The organism is Marinobacter salinus (assembly GCF_001854125.1).
Classification (GTDB): Bacteria; Pseudomonadota; Gammaproteobacteria; order Pseudomonadales; family Oleiphilaceae; genus Marinobacter; species Marinobacter salinus.
In genome coordinates this window covers 2023565-2044187 of the sequence record NZ_CP017715.1, presented here as the reverse complement: position 1 = coordinate 2044187, position 20623 = coordinate 2023565, and the positions used below count along the sequence as shown (strand labels likewise).

Genomic DNA, 20623 nt, shown 5'->3' with positions numbered 1-20623 from the left:
CCCATGGTTTCGTTGCAGTCTACGCTGAGTACAATCAGGAAGATAAAGACTGCAATCCTCGACTGCTGTCCTGCGGAGGTGGAATGAAGTTTCCCTCAAGCACCGTTTTTGCACTCTTGGGCGCAGCGCTAATCGCGATCAGCTACGGACTCGCGCGGTTCGCCTTCGGTCTGTTCGTGCCCCCGATCCGTGAGGAGCTGGAGCTGACGCCGGACGTGATCGGTATCATTGGCGCGCTGCCGCTCATCAGCTTCGTGCTCGCCACGATCTTTGCACCATTATCTGCGGATCGTCTCGGCGCTCGCAACACCGCGCTGCTGTCCGGTGGTTTCGGTACCGTCGGGCTGGCGCTGATCAGCCAGGCCTCCGGTGCTTTATCCCTCGGCGTGGGTGTGTTCGCCTGTGGCATCTGCACAGGACTGATGATGCCGGCCCTGACGGCGGCCATGCAGGTGGTGGTGAAACGTTCCCTGCACGGGCGGGTCAGCTCGGTGATGAACGCGGGCACCAGCATTGGCGTGGTCGTTGCTGTACCGACGGTTCTTTTCCTGACCGGAGCCTGGCGTTATGCCTATGCGTCCTTTGCTGTTCTGGCGGTCATCGGAGTGCTTGCCACTTGGTTTTTCATCCCTTCCGTTTCCCGTGTCACGCCGTCAAATGCGGCTCCACCTCCTGCGATCACCACGCTGCAGTGGTTCCGCCTGTTCAGGCTCTCACTGTTTGCCTTCATGATGGGCTTCGTCTCCGCTGCGTACTGGATCTTTGCACCCGACCTGGTCGTCAATCTCGGTGCCCTGTCGTCCGACGCAACCGGTTGGTTGTGGCTGGGGGTTGGTATTGCTGGCCTTGGCGGTGCTGTGGTGGCTGATCTGGCTGATCGCAATAATCCGCCGATTACCCAGGCACTGATGCTGATGATGTTGTCCGCGAGCCTGGCATTGCTGGCCGCAAGCCCGGGTAATCTGGCGATCGCGACATTCTCCGCCCTGGTCTTCGGCCTGGCTTACATGAGTCTGACAGGGCTCTATCTGATGACTGGCATCCGCTTGTTGCCTGGACGGTTATCGATGGGGCCGGTGTTGCCGTTTATGGCTGTGTCGCTCGGGCAGGCAACCGGTTCGCCTCTCGTCGGCTTGTTGGTGAATGAATTCGGGTACTCCGATGCTTTTGCCATGTTCTCGGCGATTGGCATTCTGGTGGCCATGTTTTCACCCCTGTATCCGCGCTACATAGAGCAGGAGTCCGATGAGGAGGTTGAAGAAGAGACGGGGCTGCAGGCGGCGTACGATTACCAGCTTCAGAACGAAGAGGGTGAGCCGTTCGGGTATGCACCGAGCGAGGGCAAAGAACCATAGCGGCTCAAGAAAAACCCCGGCAAAAGCCGGGGTTTCTGGTTTCAATGGAGTCGGGAAGCTGGTTATTTCTTCAGCCCCATCTCCTCAATTGAAATCTCCCGCATCTTGAACTTCTGGATCTTCCCGGTGACAGTCATCGGGAATTCATCCACGAACTTGTAGTTCTTCGGGATTTTGAAGTGGGCGATCTGGCCCTTGCAGAAGGCCTGGAGATCCTCTGCGTCTACAGGATCCGCGTCCGGGCGCAGTTTCACCCAGGCGATCAGTTCTTCGCCGTACTTCTCATCGGGAATGCCGGTTACCTGTACTTCCTCGATGGCTGGGTGGGTATAGAGGAACTCTTCGATTTCTTTCGGGTAGATGTTCTCCCCGCCGCGAATGACCATGTCCTTGATGCGGCCAACGATCTGGATGTAGCCGTCCTCGTCCATGGTGGCCAGGTCGCCGGTATGCATCCAGCCCGCGCTATCGATCGCTTCGCGGGTTTTTTCCTCGTTGTTCCAGTACTTCAGCATCACGCTGTAGCCGCGGGTGCATAGCTCTCCGATTTCGCCCCGGGGAACCACGTTGCCGGTGCCGGGATCCACGATTTTGGTTTCCAGGTGTGGCTGGGTGCGGCCCACAGTGGTGACCTGCTTCTCGAACGGGTCGAGTGAACTGGTCTGGGTGGAAACCGGGCTGGTTTCGGTCATGCCGTAGGCAATCTGAACCTCTTTCATGTTCATCTTGCCGTTGACCTTCTTCATCACCTCTGCGGGGCAGATGGAGCCGGCCATAATACCGGTGCGTAGTGTGGACAGATCGTAGGTTTCAAACTCCGGATCTCCCAGTTCGGCGATGAACATGGTGGGCACACCGTAAAGGGCGGTGGCCTTTTCCTGGTGCACGGCCTGAAGCACGGATTTCGGCTCAAAGCCCTCATCCGGGTAGATCATGGTAGAGCCGTGGGTAATGCAGCCCAGGTTACCCATCACCATGCCGAAGCAGTGGTACAGGGGCACCGGGATCACCAGGCGGTCCTTTTCAGTAAAGCGCTGGCTCTCGGCCACAAAGTACCCGTTGTTCAGGATGTTGTGGTGAGTGAGGGTGGCGCCTTTTGGGTTGCCGGTGGTGCCGGAGGTAAACTGGATGTTGATCGGGTCGTCGAACTGGAGTTTGTCCTGAATTTTGTCCAGGTCTGCCTGGCTGACGTCATCGCCAAATTTCACGAATTCGTTCCAGGTCCACATACCGTCGTGCTTGTCGGTGTCCAGGTTGATCACGGCACGCAGGTCGGCGAGGCGCCGGGCCTTGATCTTGCCGGGAGCGCTGGCCTTCAGTTCGGGCGCGAGGTCGTAAAGTGTCTTCCGGTAATCTGAGGCTTTAAAGCTGTCAGCGGTAACCAGAACGCTGATACCGGCGAGGTTCATGGCGTATTCCAGCTCATGCATGCCATAGGCCGGGTTGATGTTTACCAGAATGGCGCCCACTTTGGCGGTGGCAAACTGGGTCACGGTCCATTCGTAACGGTTGGGCGACCAGATGCCCACCCGGTCGCCGCGCTTTACGCCGATGGCCATAAAGGCGCGGGCGGCTTCATTGACCTTTTCCACGAACTCACGGTAGGTCCACCGGATGTCCTGATGCAGACACACCAGGGCTTCGGTATCCGGATATTGTGCGGCGGTGCGGTCCAGCATGTCGCCGATGGTCATGCCCAGCAGCGGGCTCTCTGAAGTGCCGCTGGTATAGCTTGGAAGAGTCTTGCTCATGGTCTCTGCCTCCATTGTTTTTGTATTCGGAAACGAGCAGGTCTGCGAACCTGCTATCGACTCTGTTTGTGATACTCGGGGTTCGGTTGCATATCGCTGGCGATGGCCACCCGGTTGGACATGTTGTAGAACCCAATCAGGTTGCTAAGGTCCCAGATGGCGCGGTCGCTGAGGCCAGCATCGCGCAGTGCCTGAATGTCCTTTTCCGTGACGGAGGCCGGCGAGCGGGTAAGGTGGGATGCAAAATCGAGCATGGCCCGCTGGCGCTTGTCCAGGTTCGCCGTGCGGTAGTTCATCACCATGTGCTCGCCGAGTGTCGGATCACCACTCAGCACCCGCACGGCGGCTCCGTGGGCCACCAGGCAGTAAAAGCACTTGTTCTCGGACGAGACTACGACCGCCACCATTTCCCGTTCCAGCTTGCTGAGTTCGCCTTCGCCCAGCATCAGCTCGTTGTAAAGTCGGGTGAAGCCGTCCAGTTGTTTGAGGTTCTGGCTGTAGGCAGTCAGTACATTAGGGACCATGCCCAGCTTTTCCTGGCAGATCTGGAAGTACTTTTGAGTATCTTCCGGCATGTCCGCAATGTCCGGAATGGGAAGATCGAGGGCGACGACGTTCTTGTTATTGCTCATGAATACTCCTTGTTTGCTTCAGCAGTTGCCGCCGAGGGCTTGCCCCACTTTGGAACCGTTATGGCGATTTAGCTCATGGGTAATCCACTCACCGGTTGCCACCAGTTTGTCCAGATCCACGCCGGTTTCGATGCCAAGCCCGTTCAGCAGGTATAGCACGTCTTCAGTGGCAACATTGCCAGAGGCACCTTTGGCGTAGGGGCAGCCGCCAAGGCCTGCCACGGAGGCATCAATTACCGAGACACCTTCTTCCAGGACCGCATAGAGGTTGGCCAGGGCCTGGCCGTAGGTATCGTGAAAATGGGCAGCCAGTTTATCCATGGGTACATGGGCGGCGACGGCTTCCAGCATGCGTTTCGCCTTGAGCGGCGTGCCCACGCCGATGGTGTCGCCGAGTGAAATTTCGTAGCAGCCCATGTCGGCCAGGTCTTTTGCCACTTTTGCCACCTGTTCCGGGGCAATGTCGCCCTCGTAAGGGCAGCCCAGAACGGTGGAGACGTAGCCTCGAACAGGAATGTTGTGTTGCTTCGCCGCTTCCATGACCGGCATGAAGCGTTCAAGGCTTTCGGCGATGGAGCAGTTAATATTTTTCTGGCTGAAGGACTCGGAGGCGGCACCGAACACGGCGACTTCGTCCACACCGGCCGCCAGTGCGTTCTCGAAGCCCCTGAGGTTGGGGGTGAGCACCGAATAACGGACACCCGCCTTGCGTTTGATGCCGGCCATAACCTGGGCGGCATCCCCCATCTGCGGTACCCATTTCGGGGACACAAAGCTGGCGGACTCGATGTGAGTCAGGCCGCAATCGGCGAGCCGGTTGATCAGGCCAGTTTTGATCCCGGTGGCGATGACCGGGCCGGGCTCATTCTGAAGTCCGTCCCGGGGGCTCATTTCCACCAGCCTTACGTGCTTGGGAAAGGCCATTATTCTGACTCCTGTTCGCTCACTTCGATGGCAATCAGCTCCGCACCCTCGGAGACCTGATCGCCTTCGGCAAAGAAGATCTCGCTCACCACGCCGTCGGCCGGAGCCTTGATGGCATGTTCCATCTTCATGGCTTCCATGATGACCAGGGTCTGGCCGGCGGTGACGTTATCGCCGACCTTGGCCTGTACCGCAACGATGGCGCCGTTCATTGGGGCCGCCAGGCTGCCTTCGCCTGCCATATCTTCGAAACCGTAGGTTTCCCGGTAAACGGTGCACTTGAAGGTATCCCCTTCATAAAACAGCACCAGTTCTTCATTGTGCAGGTTACCGTGGATGCTGATGCGGTGGCCGTTGATGACCGCCTGCAGATAGTCCTCATCCAGCTTGGCGTTCAGGTGATAAACGCTGTCGCCCACGAACACCTGATAGCGGTCGTCCCGCTCCAGGATCTTGAGATCGTGAATCTCGTCGCCCACCTGAAGTTGCAGTGGCTGGGCGTATTCGGAGTTCATGCGCCAACTGTTTTTGCGTCCGAACGGGGACCAGGGGTCCGCGGTGACAGGCTCTGACGATTTGCGCTCTTCCAGTACGAAGCCGGCCGCCAGTACCAGTGCCTTGTGGGTATCCAGTCGGGATTTCGGGAACAGCAGTTCCTCGTGGGCGCTGATGAAGTTGGTGGTGAGTTCCTCTTCCCGGAAGGGCTGGGCATCGGCCAGTGCGTGCAGGAACCGGATGTTGGTCTTTACTCCGGCTATCCGGTAATTCTCCAGCGCCTGAACCATGCGGTTGATGGCCTGGTCCCGGGTTTCGTCCCACACGATCAGTTTGGCGATCATGGGGTCGTAATGGATGCTGATGTCGTCACCTTCGGTGACGCCGGTGTCGACCCGCACATGGGCGCTTTCATCGGGCGTGCTCAGGTAACGCAGGTTGCCCGTGGCCGGCAGGAAATCGTTGTCCGGGTCTTCCGCATAGATACGGGCTTCCAGGGCGTGCCCGCGGGTTTTCACCTGGGACTGTTCCAGGGGCAGGGGTTCACCCCAGGCCACTTTAAGCTGCCACTCCACGAGATCCTGGCCGGTGACCATTTCGGTGACCGGGTGTTCAACCTGCAGGCGTGTGTTCATCTCCATGAAGAAGAAGGAGCCGTCTACGTCGTACAGGAACTCGACCGTGCCGGCACCGACGTAGTCGATCGCCTGGGCGGCTTTTACGGCCGCTTCACCCATGGCTTTGCGGGTTTCTTCGCTCAGGCCCGGGGCCGGAGCTTCTTCCAATACCTTCTGGTGGCGGCGTTGCACGGAGCAGTCCCGCTCGGCCAGGTACACGCCGTTGCCGTCACTGTCGCAGAATACCTGGATCTCGACGTGTCGTGGCTGGGTCAGGTAGCGCTCGATCAGCATGTCAGGGTTGCCAAACGCGTTTTGGGCTTCCCGTTTGGCGCCCGCGAGGGCGTCGTCGAACTCGCCTATGTTTTCGACCACGCGCATGCCTTTACCACCGCCGCCGGCAACGGCTTTCAGCAACAGCGGGAAGCCGCACTTTACGGCTTCGGCACGGAGGGTCTCCGGGGACTGGTCATCACCGTGGTAGCCTGGCACCAGAGGGACGCCGGCCTTTTCCATGATGGCCTTGGCGGCCGATTTGGAACCCATGGCAGCGATGGCGGACGACGGAGGCCCGATGAAAACCAGATCATTGGCCTCGCAGGCTTCGGCGAATCCGGTATTTTCCGAGAGAAAACCGTAGCCCGGGTGGATGGCCTGGGCACCGCTCTGTTTGGCAATTTCAATGATTTTGTCGGCTCGCAGGTAGCTCTCGGAGCTGGCTGCAGGGCCAATGTGAAACGCTTCGTCTGCCATGGCAACATGGCGGGCACTGGCATCGGCATCGGAGTAAACCGCGACGCAACGGATACCCATGCGATGGGCGGTCTGTATGATCCGGCAGGCGATTTCGCCCCGGTTAGCGATCAGTATTTTGCTGAACATATCACTTGCTCTCCGGAATCCAGTTGGCGCGGCGCTTGTTCAGGAAGGCACTCAAGCCCTCCTGCCCTTCGGCACCCACGCGAATATCAGCGATGCGGTGTGCGGTATCGTCAATCACGGCGTGGTCAATCGGTTTGTGGCTGACGGCGAACACCAGATCCTTGGCGGCTGTCATGGCTTCCGGACCGTTCTGGGCGAGTTGTTGGATCATGTCGTCGCAGCGGCTCTCCATGGCGCCGACATCGTCGCAGACGATATGAACGAGGCCGTAGTGCTCGGCTTGTCGGGCATTGAAAATCTCGGCTGACATGAAATACCGGCGGGCCTGCCGTTCACCAATAGCGCGAACCACGTAGGGGCTGATAACCGCAGGAATCAGGCCCAGCTTCACTTCGCTCAGGCAAAAGCTGGATTTTTCCGTAGCTATGACAATATCGCAGCAGGCGGCAAGGCCCACCGCGCCACCAAAGGCGGCACCCTGAACCAGGCCGATCACCGGTTTGGACAGGTGATTCAGCACATTCATCAGCCGGGCCAGCTCCCGCGAGTCATCCAGGTTTTCCTGGCGGGTGTTGTCAGCCATGCGGCGCATCCAGCCGAGGTCCGCGCCTGCGGAAAAGTGCTTGCCCTCGGAGCGCAGGACAACCACCTTGGTGTCCTGGTCGGCCTGAACTTCTTCCAGGGCGGTGATCAGCTGCTGGATGATTACGTCATCAAAGGAATTGCGTTTGTCCGGGCGGTTCAGCACGACCTCGGTCACGCCCTTGGCGCGGTGCTTGATCAGAACCGCATTCTCTTGTTCTGTCATGGCAGGTCTCCCGATTACATGCGGAACACGCCGAAGCGCGTGGGCTTCGCCGGCCGGTTGAGGGTGGCTGAAAGGCTGAGTGCCACGACTTCCCGGGTCTGGGCCGGGTCAATGACACCGTCATCCCAGAGCCGGGCGCTGGCGTAGTAGGGGTGGCCCTGTTCCTCATATTTGTCGATGACCGGTTGCTTGAACTCGGCCTCTTCCTCGGTGGTCCACTCCTGGCCTTTGCGTTCCATACCTTCGCGTTTGACCTGAGCCAGTACGCCGGCGGCCTGTTCGCCACCCATGACCGAGATTCGAGCGTTCGGCCACATCCACAGGAAGTCGGGGCTGTAGGCGCGGCCGCACATGCCGTAGTTGCCGGCGCCGAAACTGCCGCCGATCAGTACGGTGATCTTGGGCACGTTGGCACAGGCCACGGCCATGACCATCTTGGCACCATGTTTGGCGATGCCTTCGGCTTCATATTTCTGGCCGACCATGAAGCCGGTGATGTTTTGCAGGAACAGCAGCGGGATGTTGCGCTGGCAACAGAGTTCGATGAAGTGAGCGCCTTTCTGGGCGGCTTCACTGAACAGGATGCCGTTGTTGGCGATGATCCCGACCGGGTAGCCGTGAACATGGGCGAAGCCGGTGACCAGGGTCTGGCCATAATAGCGTTTGAATTCGTCGAACTCGGAGCCGTCCACAATGCGGGCGATGACGTCACGCACGTCGAACTGCTTGCGCAGATCGGTGCCGACGATGCCGTAGATTTCTTCAGCGTTGTACAGCGGTGCCTTGGGCTTGCGGATTTTTACATCGACTGGCTTGCACCGGTTCAGGTTGGAGATGCTGCGACGGGCAATTTCCAGGGCGTGGGCGTCGTTTTCCGCGTAATGATCGGCAACACCGGAAATCTTGCAGTGCACATCAGCACCGCCGAGGTCTTCGGCCGTGACGACTTCACCCGTGGCGGCTTTTACCAGCGGTGGTCCGGCCAGAAAGATGGTGCCCTGGTTGCGAACGATGATGGATTCGTCAGCCATGGCAGGTACATAGGCGCCGCCGGCGGTGCACAAGCCCATGACAACGGCAATCTGCGGGATGTCGTCAGCAGACATGCGGGCCTGGTTGTAGAAGATGCGCCCGAAATGGTCCCGGTCCGGGAAGACTTCGTCCTGACGGGGCAGGTTGGCACCGCCGGAATCCACCAGGTAGATGCAGGGCAGACGGTTTTCCAGGGCGATTTCCTGGGCCCGCAGGTGTTTTTTCACGGTCAGCGGGTAGTAGCTGCCGCCCTTAACGGTGGCGTCGTTGGCGATGATCATGCACTCGGTGCCGGAGACGCGACCCACGCCCGCAATCACGCCGGCTGCGGGGACTTCTTCACCGTAGACGTTGTAGGCGGCGAACTGGCCGATTTCCAGGAAAGGGGAGCCGTCGTCCAGGAGGCGATTGATACGCTCTCTTGGGAGAAGTTTGCCGCGGGCGATGTGGCGCTCCTGATAAGAGGGGCCGCCGCCTTGCTGGATGGTGGAGACTTTGTCCCGCAGGTCTGCCACAGCTTGCGCCATGGATTCCTGGTTGGCCTGGAATTCGTCAGACCTTGGGTTTATTTTGCTTTGCAGTATCGTCATTTTCCGGGCCTCGAGGTTCGGGGCGTCGGGACTGGCGGGGTGTCGCTCCGGGAACCGCTACTAGCACGTCCATGTGCGCTTGTTTCCGGCCATCCTTGGCCTTCAACATTCCCGGAGCGACACCCCGCCAGTCCCTCGTCGTACTTTGGGTACAGGCCATCCAAAGCGGTTGGGCTTTGGTTGGCCTCTGGCTTGAAGCTGCTTTTTTACTTGTTCAGGAACAGCTCGCGACCGATCAGCATGCGGCGAATCTCTGAAGTGCCCGCGCCGATTTCATAGAGCTTGGCGTCCCGAAGCAGGCGACCTGTCGGGTACTCATTGATGTAACCGTTACCGCCGAGCAGCTGGATGGCGTCGAGGGCCAGTTTGGTGGCCATTTCGGCGGAGTAGAGGATGGCGCCGGCGGCGTCTTTACGGGTGGTTTCGCCGCGATCAGCCGACATGGCGACCATGTAAACGTAGGATTTGGCGGTGTTCATCCAGGTGTACATGTCCGCGACTTTGCCTTGTACCAGTTCGAATTCGCCGATGGCCTGGCCGAACTGTTTGCGCTCGCGGATATAAGGAACGGTCACGTCCATAGCGGCTTGCATGATGCCCAGTGGACCACCTGAAAGCACCAGGCGCTCGTAATCGAGGCCGCTCATGAGGACCTTGGCGCCGTTGCCAACGCCGCCGAGGACGTTTTCCTTGGGAACTTTGCAGTCTTCGAACACCAGTTCACAGGTGTTGGAGCCGCGCATGCCCAGTTTGTCGAGCTTCTGATGGCGGCTGAAACCCGGTGCGTCGCGCTCTACGATGAAGGCGGTAACGCCTTTGGAGCCGGCCTGGATGTCAGTTTTGGCGTAGATGACGTAGGTGTGCGCGTCCGGGCCGTTGGTGATCCACATTTTGTTGCCGTTGAGGACGTAGTGGTCTCCGGCGTCTTTGGCGCTGAGTTTCATGGAGATAACGTCGGAGCCGGCGTTGGGCTCGGACATGGCCAGCGCACCGATGTGTTCGCCACTGACGAGCTTCGGCAGGTATTTCTGTTTCTGTTCTTCGGTGCCGTTGCGGTGAATCTGGTTCACGCACAGGTTGGAGTGGGCACCGTAGGAGAGGCCAACGGAGGCAGAGGCGCGGCTGATTTCTTCCATGGCGATCACATGCGCCAGGTAGCCCATCTCGGAGCCGCCGTATTCTTCGCTCACGGTGATACCCAGCAGGCCCATGTCGCCCATTTTCCGCCACAGGTCCATGGGGAACTCGTTGTTGCGGTCGATTTCCTCGGCGCGGGGTGCGATTTCGGAAGCGGCGAAGCCGTTGATCTGCTCACGGAGCATGTCGAGGGTTTCACCAAGGCCGAAATTGAGCTCTGAGTACTGTGATTTCATCGTTGGCTACCTTTGGTTTTCTGTTATTAGTGTTCAGCGGTCTGCCTGGCTTCGTCGTTGGCCGGGGCCTGCTGTTTCTTTCTTTTTTGGAGCTCGGTAAGAGCTTCCCGGCACCGCGTTTCGGCGGTGTCGATTTCCATTTCCGCTTGTGCGATATCGTTTTTCTGCTGCTCCAGCATGGATTTCCGGCCTTCCAGAATTTCCAGCATTTTCAGCAGCTGTTTTTCATTGCCTGTCAGGGTCTCGTCCCACAGGTCAAAAAGTTCCTTGGTTTCGGCAAGAGTAAAGCCCATGCGTTTACCACGGAGAATCAGCTTCAGGCGTACCCGGTCTTTCGTGCTGAAGATACGGGTCTGACCGCGACGTCTGGGTTTGAGTAGGCCCTGATCTTCGTAGAAACGAATGCTTCGCGTTGTTACATCGAACTCCTGTGAGAGCTCGCTGATGCTGAAGTTTCTTTTTTCAGTCATGACGATTTCCTTTTTAGACTTAGGTTAGATAAAGTTTACGTAAACGTAAAGTAGTTTTAGGGTCCGATTTCTAACAAACAGAATCCTGAAAAGGGGAGTGAACGATGGAATTTAATAATGTGGCAGCCATTGTAACAGGCGGGGCTTCCGGGCTGGGCGAAGGTGCGGCCCGTGCATTGGCCGCTTCCGGGTGTAAGGTCGCGATTCTGGACTTGCAGAAAGAGCAGGGTGAAAAAGTGGCCGCGGACATCGGTGGAATCTTTCTGGAGTGTGACGTGAGCTCTCCGGAGAGTGCCGAGGCGGCCATCAAAGCGGCGCGGGAGGCCCATGGCCCCTGTGGTATTGCGGTGAATTGTGCCGGTATTGCCACCGCCTCGAAGATTCTGGGCCGTGACGGTGTGATGCCCCTGGAGAACTTCAGCAAGGTTATTCAGGTAAACCTGATAGGCACCTTTAACATCCTGCGCCTGGCGGCGGCGGATATGGCCCAGCGCGAGCCGAATGCGGATGGCGAGCGGGGGGTGATCATCAATACGGCATCGGTGGCGGCCTATGAAGGGCAAATCGGCCAGGCGGCTTACAGTGCCTCCAAGGGTGGTGTGGTGTCGCTGACCCTGCAGTCGGCCCGTGAGCTGGCTCGCGAGGGTATCCGTGTAAATACGATTGCACCGGGCCTGTTCATGACCCCCATGATGGCAGGTATGCCCGAGGAAGTTCAGGAAAGCCTGGCGGCCACATTGCCATTCCCGAAACGCCTCGGCAAGCCGGAAGAGTTCGGCATGATGGTGGACCAGATGGTGCGCAATCCGATCCTCAACGGCGAAGTGATTCGTCTGGACTGCGCGCTTCGCATGGCGCCCAAGTGAAGCATTCAATTGCAGGAGACATTCATGACTATGTCTGTTGATAAAGAAGAACTGGCGATGTTCCGGGACTCTGTCATCAAGGTCCTGGAAAAGGAAGTGACGCCACACTACGAGGCTTGGGAAAAGTCCGGCCTGGTGCCCCGGGAGTTGTGGAACACCCTCGGCAACGCTGGCATGTTGTGTGTCGACGTGCCCGAAGAATGGGGCGGCATCGGTGCGCCTTTCCAGTTCTCGGTGGTGGTGGGTGAAGAGCTCGCCCGCATGGGATTCGGCGCGCTGTCCACTAATGTGATGGTGCACTCGGATATTGTCGCGCCCTACCTCAGCCACATGGGCAACGAGGAACAGCGTCAGCAATGGTTGCCAAAGCTGGTTTCCGGGGAGGCGGTGGGCGCCATCGCGATGACCGAGCCTGGCGCCGGCAGTGATCTGCAGGCGATTCGCACCAGTGCCGTGAAAGATGGCGATGACTATATCGTTAACGGCTCGAAGACCTTCATCACCAACGGCCAGCATGCAGACATGGTGATCGTGGCCGCCAAGACTGACCCGAAAGCCGGTGCCCGTGGCATCAGCCTGTTTCTGGTGGATACCTCACTGCCGGGCTATAGCAAGGGCCGGAATCTGGACAAGATCGGCCAGCATTCCGGTGACACCTCCGAGATGTTCTTCTCGGATATGCGCGTCCCGGCTTCTGCGCTGCTGGGTGAGGAAGGGCAGGGCTTTATGTACCTGATGCGTGAACTGCCCCGGGAGCGATTGGTGATCGGTGCCCTGGGTGTGGCCGCCGCCCGAGGCTCCCTCGACCTTACAATCGCCTATGCCCAGGAGCGGGAACTGTTTGGTCAGAAACTGGCCCAACTGCAAAACACCCGTTTTGAAATCGCCCGCATGGAAACCGATTACCGGGTGAACAAGGCATTCGTGGACCAGTGTATTGGCCAGTACGACCTGGGCGAACTGGATGCCCCGACTGCTTCCATGGCCAAGTACAGCGCCACTGAGATGCAGTGCCGCGTAGCAGATGGCTGCCTGCAGTTGTTCGGCGGTTACGGTTACACCACGGAATATCCGATTTCCCGGAATTTTATCGACGCCAGGGTGCAGCGGATTTACGGCGGCACCTCGGAAGTGATGAAAGAAATTATTGCCCGGTCGGTACTGGGCAAAGCCTGATTGAGTGAGGAACGATTATGAGTGACAACAGCGTAGTGATTGCAGGTTCGGCCCGGACACCCATGGGCGGCATGATGGGCTCGCTGAGTTCGGTGCGCTCTCCGCAGTTGGGTGCGGCGTCTATCAAGGCCGCCATTGAGCGTGCCGGGCTTCAGCCTGCGGACGTTCAGGAAGTCATTATGGGGTGCGTATTGCCAGCCGGTCTCGGGCAGGCGCCGGCGCGGCAGGCCTCACGGGCTTCGGGCATTCCGGACAGCTCAGGTTGTACCACCGTCAACAAGATGTGTGGCTCCGGCATGCAAGCGGTGATCATGGCCCACGACCAGATCAAGGCGGGCACGAATAACATCATGATTGCCGGCGGTATGGAGAACATGAGCCAGGCGCCGTATCTGCTGCCCAAGGCTCGTGCCGGTATGCGTATGGGGCATGGTCAGGTGCTGGATAGCATGTTCCTGGACGGTCTTGAAGATGCCTATGAGGGTGGTTTGATGGGCGTGTTTGCCCAGCGTACCGCGGACAAGTACGACATCAGCCGGCAGGCGATGGATGAGTTTGCCATTGGCTCGCTGCAGAAATCCCTTGCCGCCATCGAAAACGGCTGGTTCCGTGACGAAATTGTTCCAGTGACTGTTGCCGGTCGTGGCGGCGACACCGAGGTAGAGATCGACGAGCAGCCGGGCAACGCCAAACCCGAGAAAATCCCCAGCCTGAAGCCGGCCTTCGCCAAAGATGGCTCGGTCACGGCCGCCAACTCCAGCTCCATCAGCGACGGCGCCTCTGCGTTGGTGCTTGCCTCAGCAGCGGAGGCCGATGCGCGCGGGCTGACGCCACAAGCGCGGATTGTAGCCCATGCCACCCATGCCCGGTTGCCCTCGGAGTTTACCCTTGCGCCGATTGGCGCTATTGAGAAGGTGCTCAAAAAGGCAGAGTGGTCCGTGGGTGATGTCGATCTGTTCGAAATTAATGAGGCTTTTGCGGTGGTGACTCTGGCGGCGATCAATGAGCTCAAGCTTCCGGCTGAGAAAGTGAACGTCCATGGCGGAGCCTGTGCTCTGGGGCACCCGATCGGCTCATCGGGCTCCCGGATCATCGTCACCCTGATCAATGCTCTCAGGCAGCGGGGCCTGAAACGCGGTGTGGCCTCACTCTGTATTGGTGGTGGGGAAGGTACGGCGGTGGCGATTGAGTTGATCTGATTTCGTCGCCTTGGGTGCCCAAGGCGACTTCCGTCACTGTATGCAGCTTTTCCAGCTGCGCCTGCAGCATGGCAATTGGCCGGGTGCCCTCCAGTGTGAGCATGATGTCCAGGTGCTCGCCTGCGCTCTCCACAGCCATTTTTGCGATCCGGAACCCGCGGATTCTCACCACCTGACACAGCCGTTCCAGCGCTGCGGTTTCATAACTCATCTGGCAGGTGAGGGTATAGCTTGGTATCGATGGCTGATTTTGCGGGTTCATGCGATATGCTCCCTTTGGGGTTTTATGGTGCGTTTGGTTTCATCAATCATGTCTCGGTTGCCGGCGCCGGGTTTGACGATGGGCCAGACGTTTTCCTCGCGGGCAATGGCAACGTGCAGCAGCATGGGGCCGTTGTAGGCGAGGATAGTTTCAATGCCGCGGCGAATCTGGTCCGTGCGTTCGATGTACAGGGCAGGGATATCGAAGGCTCGGGCCATGGCGACGAAGTCCGGATTGTCGTCCAGGTCGATCTGGCTTTCGCGGTTATTGTAGAACAGCTCCTGCTGCTGTCGGACCATGCCCAGACACTGATTATCGAGGACGATCATTTTCAGAGGCAGGTTGTACCGCCGGACGGTGGCGAGCTCCTGGGCGTTCATCATGAACGAGCCGTCACCGGCAACGTTGATAACGGTGCTGTTGCGGTCAGCAAACTGGGCGCCGATGGCGGCGGGCAGGCCAAAGCCCATGGTGCCCAGGCCGCCGCTGGACAGGTGGTGGCGGGGGTGGTCGAACTGGTAGTGCTGGGCCACCCACATCTGATGCTGGCCAACGTCGCATGCGATGACGGTGTTGTCCGGCGTGATGCGGGACATTTGACGGACGAAGGCCGGGCCGGTGATCGGGGCCAAAGGTTCTTCGTTGTCTGCCGTACTGAATCCGCCCGTGGTGTTCCAGGTGCGGCACTGCTGCTGCCAGTCACTGATGGCCAGGGGCGCGGCTTTTAACTCTGCGGTCAATGCCTTGAGGAGGCTGTTCAGGTCGCCGCGTAAAGCAAGGTCAGCGGGGCGCAGTTTGTTGATCTCGGCAGGGTCGGCGTCGATGTGGATCATCCGCGCATTTGGTGCAAAGGTGTCCAGTTTTCCGGTGGCCCGGTCATCAAGACGGGCACCGATCACCAGCAACAGGTCGCACTCGTCCACCGCACGGTTTGCCGCCCGGGAGCCATGCATTCCCAGCATGCCCAGGTGGTGGGCGCTGTGTTTGCCGTTATTGCCGATACCTTTGAGGGTGACAACGCTCGGCAGGGCCGACACGTCGGCAAAGGCACGGAAGCTGTCTTCGGCGTGCGCCAGGCTGATGCCTCCGCCGCTGTATAGCAGGGGCTTGTGGGCCGTGCGCAACAGGGCCAGCGTTTCGGAAAGGTCGGGGCTGGTTTCAGGGGTGGTCCCTGAGTCCTCAAATGACGCTGACGGAGCTTCGGTCAGCAGGACGTCTTTGGGAATATCGACCCATACCGGCCCCGGGCGACCGCTTTGGGCCAGATGAATGGCTTCCTCCAGGATCGCGGGAAGATCAGTAGCCGTATCCACGAGGTAGCTGTGCTTAACAATACCCAGCGTCATGCCAAGAACGTCGGTTTCCTGGAACGCATCGGTGCCAATCAGGCTGGAGGGTACCTGGCCGGTAATGACCAGCATGGGGATGGAATCCCGGTGAGCGTTGGCAACGCCGGTAATCAGGTTAGTAGCGCCCGGGCCTGAGGTGGCAATGCATACGCCCAGCTTGCCGCTGGCTCGCGCATAGCCATCGGCTGCGAGGGCGCAACCCTGCTCGTGGCGGCAGAGCACGTGTTCCGTTCCAACATCGTCTACCAGCGCATCGTATAGTGGCATGATGCAGCCGCCCGGATAACCGAAAACGGTGTTGATGTCGTGGCGGTGGAACGCGTCAAGAATGTGCTGTGCGCCGTTCATGGTCGTTTTTCCCTTTTTCTTTGCCGCAAAAAAAAGCCCCCGGGACCTTTCGGTGCCGGGGGCTTTTGGTGTTTTGTCAGGTTGTTGCTATCTCACCCGCTTGTCCACGCAAAAGCCCCCGGACGGTACCACGACCACCAGGACAAGCTTCACAAGGACAATCACTGCGTTGAGATTCATAAAATAAGCAATCTGCTCTGAATTCGTAAAAATTTCTTTGTAGAATCTACCCCACGGTTCAAATCAGTTGCAACTGTTTTCTTGCCGGTTTTTTTATCGGGTCTTATTTTCCCGCTTCCAATCACGGATTTGATGCACTGCGAGCGTTTCATGAGTAAAGCAAAGTGGGGTTCCCTGGGGTTGTCACTGCTGGTTGTTGTCGCCCTGGTGATCTGGATGGCGACGGGCGAGGTCAAGGTGGCCAGCGATCGAGCCCCTGATCGTCAGGAAAAGGGTGAGCCGCAGCGCACCAGCGTGCAGGTACAGACACTTACGGCCCGGCTGCATGAGCCGGGAATTCTCCTGCAGGGACAGCTTGAGCCCTGGCACTCCGTAACCATCAGTGCCCGGGTTGCCGGGACGGTTGGGCGCATCGCGGTGGGTCTTGGCGAGCAGGTTCAGTCAGGAGAACCGTTACTCTCACTCTCTGATGATGGTCGTCAGGCAGTGGTTGAGCGCTGGCAGGCCCGCACACGAAAACTGGAAGCAGACCTGGCCGCCGCCCGGAAGCTGCGATCGGCTAACCTGGCTTCCCAGTCGGAACTGCTCAACCTGGAAAGTGAGTTGGCTGCGGCGACTGCAGAGCTGGCTGCGGCGAGGCTCAATGTCGCCCACCTTAGCCCGAAAGCGCCCTTCGATGGCGTCATCAATGGCAAATACGTGGACCCGGGCAGTCTGGTACAGGTGGGGTCACCGCTGTTTGAACTGGTACGTATTGATCGCCTGAAGGCGATTGGGCAGGTTCCCCAACAATCCGTGGGCGATGTTTCTCCGGGGCAGCGGGTACGCGTCGATCTTCTGGCCGGGGAGCAGCTCGACGGCATCGTAACTTTTGTTGCCAGTGCTGCAGACCCGCAAACCCGCAGCTTTGCGGTGGAAATTGCCATAGAGAATCCAGAGCTTCATCGTGTCGCCGGGGGCAGTGCCAGTTTACGAATTGCCTTGCCGGAGGTGAAAGCGATGTTCATATCGCCGGCCTACCTTTCTCTGGGGGATGATGGCCGGCCCGGCGTCAAGTATGTGGGTGAGGATAACCGCGTGGTGTTCAGAACCGTCAAGTTGCTGAGTGTTTCCACAGATGGGGCCTGGGTAACCGGCTTGCCGGAGGAGATACGGCTGATTACTCGCGGGGGTGGTTTTGTCAGTGTAGGCGAACGGGTTCGACCTGTTGACGCTGCTGAAGACCGGGGGTAAAGACGATGCGTGCCCTTATTTTTGCCGCTATGGACCGGAGCCGCACCACGCTGCTTACCCTGTTATTCCTGATTCTTGGGGGCATTGCCGCGTTTCAGACCATCCCCAAGGAAGCGAATCCGGATGTCACCATTCCGGTCATTTATATTTCCATGACTCTTGAAGGAATCAGCCCGGAAGACGCCGAGCGGCTGTTGGTCAGGCCCATGGAGCAAGAGCTGCGTTCGCTTGAAGGTATCAAGGAAATGCGGGGCACGGCGTCTGAAGGACACGCTTCGGTGGTCCTGGAGTTCGATGCCGGTTTTGACTCGGATAAGGCCTTGCAGGATGTCCGCGAAAAAGTCGATACCGCCCGCAGCAAGCTGCCGGATGAGGCGGACGAACCCAGTGTGAACGAAATCAATGTCTCACTGTTTCCGGTGTTGTCGGTTGGCTTGTCCGGGCCTCTGTCGGAGCGGGAGCTGATCACCATCGCCAGAAACCTGCAGGACGCGATTGAGGCCATTCCGGAAGTCCTGGAGGCAGAGATTGGTGGTGACCGGGAAGATCTGCTGGAGGTGGTGGTCGACCCCCAGGTTCTGGAGAGCTATGGCATTGATTTCGACCAGCTCGCTTCCCTGGTAACTCGAAATAACCAGCTCGTGGCGGCCGGCTCACTGGATACTGGCAACGGTCGTATGGCGCTGAAAGTGCCTGGCGTGATCGAAACTGTCGAAGATGTGATGTCTCTTCCTGTGAAGGTGGACGGCGATACCGTGGTGACCTTCGGAGACGTTGCGATGCTGCAACGAACCTTCAAGGATCCGACCGGCTTTGCCCGCATTAATGGCGAACCCGCTTTGGTGCTGGAAATCTCCAAACGCACGGGTGCCAACATCATTGAAACCGTCGGCCAGGTGAGGACACTGATCGACCAGGCGAAATCGCGGCTGCCGGATACTCTGGAAGTCCGGTACATCATGGACCAGTCCGAGGAAGTTCGGGACATCCTCAGTGATCTGCTCAACAACGTTCTGACCGCCATTGTGCTGGTGATTATTGTCGTAATTGCGGCCATGGGGCCGCGCTCTGCATTGCTGGTCGGACTGACTATCCCGGGAGCTTTCCTGACCGGAATTCTGGTGATCTGGGGCATGGGGCTGACACTCAACATTGTGGTGCTGTTCAGCCTGATCCTGGTTGCCGGTATGCTGGTAGACGGCGCAATTGTCGTCTCGGAACTGGCTGATCGCAACCTCTCCGAGGGGCAGGCTGTTCAATCCGCCTGGGCCGAAGCTGCAAGCCGCATGGCGTGGCCTATAATCGCCTCTACTGCGACCACCCTGGCGGTATTTGTGCCCTTGCTCTTCTGGCCGGGTGTGGTTGGGGAATTCATGAAGTTCCTGCCATTGACGGTGATTATCTGCCTCACGGCATCGCTGGCCATGGCCCTGGTTTTCCTGCCGGTACTCGGCAGTGTCAGTGGTGGCAAACGGGCCCGCCAGGGCCACGCCAATGGGCGGCTGATGCAGCAGTATCGCCAGCTTCTTTCTGTTCTTCTCCGGTTTCCGGGCTTCACTCTGCTGGGTGTGCTGGGCATCATTGTGGTGATTTACGCGGCTTATGGAAAGTTCAACTATGGCGTTGAATTCTTTCCCAGCGTGGAGCCGGATTCGGCGCAGGTTCAGATCCGTGCGCGGGGCGATCTCTCAGTCTGGGAGAGGGATGCCATTGTGCGCCAGGTGGAGGATCGGCTGCGCGACATGCCGGAAGTAAACGCTCTCTATGCCCGTTCCATGATCAGCCCTGGCAATCAGATGGCGCCGGATGTCATCGGTGTGCTGCAGTTCCAGTTCACTGACTGGTATACGCGGCGGCCAGCCAGCGCGATTCTTGAGGATTTCCGGTCGCGAACAGCAGACATTCCAGGCATTGAACTGGAGTTCCGCAAGCAGGAGGGCGGCCCGGCAGAAGGCAAGCCCATTGAGCTTCAGGTGAGTAGCCGGGACAACGGCCGTCTGAATGGATTTGTGGACGCTATCGAGGGCCAGATGCGCACCCTGGGTGGTTTTACGGATATTGAGGATGACCGCAGTCTGCCGGGAATTGAATGGCGCCTGCAGGTGGACCGTGAGGCGGCCGCCCGGTTCGGTACCGATGTGCTCAGCGTTGGCAGTGCCGTCCGCCTGGTTACGAACGGTCTGGTTCTGGCGACCTATCGTCCCGAAGATGTGCGGGATGAAGTGGATATCGCTGTACGTGTGCCGAACAACTGGCGGGAGCTGGACCATTTGCAACGCCAGACGATCAACACGGGACGTGGTCAGGTATCTTTGTCCCAGTTTGTGAATCTTGAGCCGGGCGACAAAACCAACAGTATTGTTCGGGTTGACGGTCAGCGTACGGTAACGATCAAGTCGGACATGGCGCCGGGGCGCCGCGTCGATGAGCTGTTGAAAAAGCTTCAGGCAGAAATGCCGGAACCGCCCGATGGTGTTTCGGTGAAATTTGCCGGCGAAAACGAAGACCAGCAACAAGCCTCTAACTTCCTGATCAGTGCGTTCCTCGTTGCTGTCATGATGATGCTGCTGATTCTGGTGACCCAGTTCAATTCACTGTACCAGACTTTCCTGATTCTCTCGGCCATCGTTCTGTCCACGGCCGGGGTATTGCTAGGGCTGCTGTTGAACGGCCAGTCGTTCGGGATTGTCATGGTGGGCATGGGGATCATCGCGCTGGCAGGTATCGTGGTGAACAACAACATCATTCTGATAGACACCTACAACCAGATGCGCAGGGACGGCCTCGCGGCCTATGAGGCGGCTCTGGAAACAGGCTGTCTGCGCATGAGGCCGGTGTTGCTGACGGCGGTAACCACCATTCTGGGGCTGACGCCCATGGTGCTGGGTATCAATGTGGATCTGCTGACACCGTCTCTCGGGCTTGGCGCGCCATCCACGCAGTGGTGGACCCAGCTTTCCAGTGCCATTGCCGGCGGGTTGGCGTTTGCGACCATTCTGACTCTGCTGCTGACCCCGGCATTGCTGGTGCTGGGAGACAAGACCAGTCAGGGCGTCAGGCGCCTGACCGGTCTCAGATGAA

16 protein-coding genes are annotated in these 20623 nt (G+C 58.8%); 6 read left to right on the top strand and 10 right to left on the bottom strand.

The features are described from left to right. Positions 1–83 precede the first annotated feature (83 nt). A complete protein-coding gene (locus BKP64_RS09290) occupies positions 84–1355 on the top strand; it encodes an MFS transporter (protein WP_070968902.1) in 1272 nt (423 codons plus the stop codon). 62 nt (positions 1356–1417) lie between these two features. Here BKP64_RS09290 and BKP64_RS09285 read toward each other — a convergent pair whose 3' ends face one another. The 8 genes from BKP64_RS09285 to BKP64_RS09250 all read right to left on the bottom strand — a co-directional run bounded on the left by BKP64_RS09285 (position 1418) and on the right by BKP64_RS09250 (position 10929). Continuing rightward, on the bottom strand, positions 1418–3106 hold the full coding sequence (locus BKP64_RS09285; RefSeq protein ID WP_083329192.1) for an AMP-binding protein: 1689 nt from the start codon (positions 3104–3106) through the stop codon (positions 1418–1420). 53 nt (positions 3107–3159) lie between these two features. Then, positions 3160–3738: a peroxidase-related enzyme gene (locus BKP64_RS09280; protein WP_070968900.1), complete on the bottom strand. Its 579-nt coding sequence runs from the start codon at positions 3736–3738 to the stop codon at positions 3160–3162. An 18-nt stretch (positions 3739–3756) separates the two neighbouring features. After that, positions 3757–4662, bottom strand: coding sequence for a hydroxymethylglutaryl-CoA lyase (locus BKP64_RS09275; RefSeq protein WP_070968897.1), 906 nt, complete (start codon positions 4660–4662; stop codon positions 3757–3759). Further along, on the bottom strand, positions 4662–6656 hold the full coding sequence (locus tag BKP64_RS09270) for an acetyl/propionyl/methylcrotonyl-CoA carboxylase subunit alpha (RefSeq protein WP_070968894.1): 1995 nt from the start codon (positions 6654–6656) through the stop codon (positions 4662–4664). The genes BKP64_RS09275 and BKP64_RS09270 overlap by 1 nt, the downstream gene beginning before the upstream one ends. A gap of 1 nt (position 6657) precedes the next feature. Next, positions 6658–7464: an enoyl-CoA hydratase-related protein gene (locus BKP64_RS09265; RefSeq protein ID WP_070968891.1), complete on the bottom strand. Its 807-nt coding sequence runs from the start codon at positions 7462–7464 to the stop codon at positions 6658–6660. 14 nt (positions 7465–7478) lie between these two features. After that, positions 7479–9086, bottom strand: a complete 1608-nt coding sequence (locus tag BKP64_RS09260; RefSeq protein ID WP_070968886.1) for a carboxyl transferase domain-containing protein — start codon at positions 9084–9086, stop codon at positions 7479–7481. A 206-nt stretch (positions 9087–9292) separates the two neighbouring features. After that, entirely contained in the window at positions 9293–10459 is a 1167-nt protein-coding gene (locus tag BKP64_RS09255; RefSeq protein ID WP_070968883.1) for an isovaleryl-CoA dehydrogenase, read from the bottom strand. A gap of 26 nt (positions 10460–10485) precedes the next feature. After that, a complete protein-coding gene (locus BKP64_RS09250; protein ID WP_070968881.1) occupies positions 10486–10929 on the bottom strand; it encodes a MerR family transcriptional regulator in 444 nt (147 codons plus the stop codon). Positions 10930–11033: 104 nt separating this feature from the next. Here BKP64_RS09250 and BKP64_RS09245 point away from each other — a divergent pair, with 104 nt between their 5' ends. From BKP64_RS09245 to BKP64_RS09235, 3 genes are read left to right on the top strand one after another with little or no spacing between them, the layout of a single operon-like run. Beyond that, complete coding sequence (locus tag BKP64_RS09245; protein ID WP_070968878.1) at positions 11034–11795, top strand: 3-hydroxyacyl-CoA dehydrogenase; 762 nt, start codon at positions 11034–11036, stop codon at positions 11793–11795. A gap of 24 nt (positions 11796–11819) precedes the next feature. Continuing rightward, the gene (locus BKP64_RS09240; RefSeq protein ID WP_070968875.1) at positions 11820–12971 is read left to right on the top strand and encodes an acyl-CoA dehydrogenase family protein; all 1152 of its coding nucleotides are present in this window, start codon (positions 11820–11822) and stop codon (positions 12969–12971) included. 17 nt (positions 12972–12988) lie between these two features. Then, entirely contained in the window at positions 12989–14170 is a 1182-nt protein-coding gene (locus BKP64_RS09235) for an acetyl-CoA C-acyltransferase (RefSeq protein ID WP_070968872.1), read from the top strand. On the opposite strand, the gene BKP64_RS19090 is transcribed toward BKP64_RS09235, so the two are convergent. Continuing rightward, positions 14085–14381 carry an ACT domain-containing protein gene (locus tag BKP64_RS19090; protein ID WP_227515576.1) on the bottom strand — a complete coding sequence of 99 codons (297 nt, stop codon included), beginning with the start codon at positions 14379–14381 and terminating at the stop codon, positions 14085–14087. The two genes, BKP64_RS09235 and BKP64_RS19090, sit on opposite strands and share 86 nt — an antisense overlap. 47 nt (positions 14382–14428) lie before the next feature. Then, on the bottom strand, positions 14429–16129 hold the full coding sequence (ilvG, locus tag BKP64_RS09230; protein WP_070968869.1) for an acetolactate synthase 2 catalytic subunit: 1701 nt from the start codon (positions 16127–16129) through the stop codon (positions 14429–14431). Between the two features lie 330 nt (positions 16130–16459). Between ilvG and BKP64_RS09225 the strand changes: the two genes are divergently transcribed. Continuing rightward, the gene (locus tag BKP64_RS09225; protein WP_070973627.1) at positions 16460–17542 is read left to right on the top strand and encodes an efflux RND transporter periplasmic adaptor subunit; all 1083 of its coding nucleotides are present in this window, start codon (positions 16460–16462) and stop codon (positions 17540–17542) included. 5 nt (positions 17543–17547) lie between these two features. Next, on the top strand, positions 17548–20622 hold the full coding sequence (locus BKP64_RS09220; protein WP_070968866.1) for an efflux RND transporter permease subunit: 3075 nt from the start codon (positions 17548–17550) through the stop codon (positions 20620–20622). Position 20623 lies beyond the last annotated feature (1 nt).